Raw genomic sequence first — 1,600 nt, forward strand, 5'->3', positions numbered from 1 at the left:
ATTGTAGGTATCATTGAACCTGTTGGAACTAAAAAGTTTCCTATATAAAATTTTTGTATAATCAAAACTAGAATTAAAGCACTTCCTAAACTTTCAACTAATTTAATAATTTTTCTTAAAACTTTTTCAGATGTTTTTCCATTTAATTTAAACTTATTAACAAGATAATCTTCAAATATTGTTCTTTTCTTATCAATTTTAGCAACTATTTTTTTCTCTTTAACAAAAATATATATAAAAAAAGCTGTTAAAATTACATAAAATATCGTATTTAAAATTATATTCTCTCTATTCATAAATCCACTCCTCTGGTCAATTTGTATATATTTTAACACAAAAAAAAGAAAAAAGCTAAGGAATTGTTCTTCCTTAGCTTTAGAAATCTTACTTTCTGATCTCTTTGATTCTTGCTTTCTTTCCAGAAAGTCCTCTTAAGTAGTAAAGTTTTGATCTTCTTACTTTTCCGATCTTTAAAACTTCAATCTTATCGATCATTGGTGAGTTTACAGGAATGATTCTCTCTACTCCAACTCCTCCAGTTACTTTTCTAACTGTAAAAGTTTTTGCAATTCCTCCACCATTTACTCTAATTACTACTCCTTCGAATAACTGTATTCTCTCTTTGTTACCCTCTACAACTTTGTAGTAAACTCCGATAGTATCTCCAGCTTTGAATTCTGGAATGTCGTTTCTTAAGTAGTTTTGCTCTACTAATTGGATTAATTTTTCTTTCATTTTAGCCTCCCTGAATATTCATTTAATATTCCATTAAAGCGGAATATTCGTTTTAATAACTATAGTAGTGTATCATAAAATCTTAACTTTGTCAATTTAGAAGATTAAAATCTAAAGTTAAAATTTAAAATTGGTAATACTTCAAAAATTTCACTATTATCCGCCATATTTACAAGTCCTATCTGTAATCCTTGTAAGTTTTCTGCCATATTCACAAATCCAAACTGTAATCCTTTTATCTGATCTGCTTTATTGAAAAGTCCAAACTGTACTCCCGTTCCTGTTCCTGTAAAGTTAGCTCCTCCAACTTGAACTCCCTTTGTGTTGTGTTCTACCATATTTATCAATCCAAACTGAACACCTGTCATATTTCCACCTACACTATTAAATGTTAGTGGTAAAAAGAACCATCCTAATTTTGCCCCTTCAAAGTTTCCCTCAGTTCTATCGTAGAACGATCCTATTGATAACCCTTTAAAGTTTTGTTTTTTATTAGCTATTATATTTACATCCAATCCTTCAACATTTTGATTCTCAGTATATATAAGACCTAATCTTACACCTTTTACACTTGTTTGTGGTCCTCTTAACTGTGTTGGTGATAACAACCCTAACTCTAAACTTTCAGCTCCGAAAGAAGCTAATGATAATCCTAAAAGTCCTGCTACTAATCTCTTTTTCATTAAAATCCCCTTTATTTTTTCAATACTTTTTACAAAAAATAAAAAAATGGCGCTTCTTGCTGGGCTCGAACCAGCGACAACACGATTAACAGTCGTGCGCTCTACCAACTGAGCTAAAGAAGCACTTTTTTAAGATTGGCAACTTCCTATCCTCCCAGGGGGCTGCCCCCCAAGTACTTTCA

General features: G+C 30.9%; 2 protein-coding genes, 1 tRNA gene and 1 pseudogene. All 4 read right to left on the reverse strand.

Annotated elements, in window-relative coordinates; translation table 11 throughout:
- Nucleotides 1-296 (reverse strand): annotated as a pseudogene (locus ACMOUI_RS02180) (signal peptidase I); the annotation flags it as partial.
- A gap of 88 nt (nucleotides 297-384) precedes the next feature.
- Nucleotides 385-735 carry a 50S ribosomal protein L19 gene (rplS, locus tag ACMOUI_RS02185; protein ID WP_256690929.1) on the reverse strand — a complete coding sequence of 117 codons (351 nt, stop codon included), beginning with the start codon at nucleotides 733-735 and terminating at the stop codon, nucleotides 385-387.
- Nucleotides 736-839: 104 nt separating this feature from the next.
- Nucleotides 840-1,418, reverse strand: coding sequence for an LA_2272 family surface repeat-containing protein (locus ACMOUI_RS02190; RefSeq protein ID WP_418964111.1), 579 nt, complete (start codon nucleotides 1,416-1,418; stop codon nucleotides 840-842).
- Nucleotides 1,419-1,465: 47 nt separating this feature from the next.
- Nucleotides 1,466-1,541, reverse strand: a tRNA-Asn gene (locus ACMOUI_RS02195).
- Between the last annotated feature and the right edge of the window lie 59 nt (nucleotides 1,542-1,600).

It is taken from the genome of Cetobacterium sp. (genome assembly GCF_048470075.1).
Lineage (GTDB): Bacteria > Fusobacteriota > Fusobacteriia > Fusobacteriales > Fusobacteriaceae > Cetobacterium_A.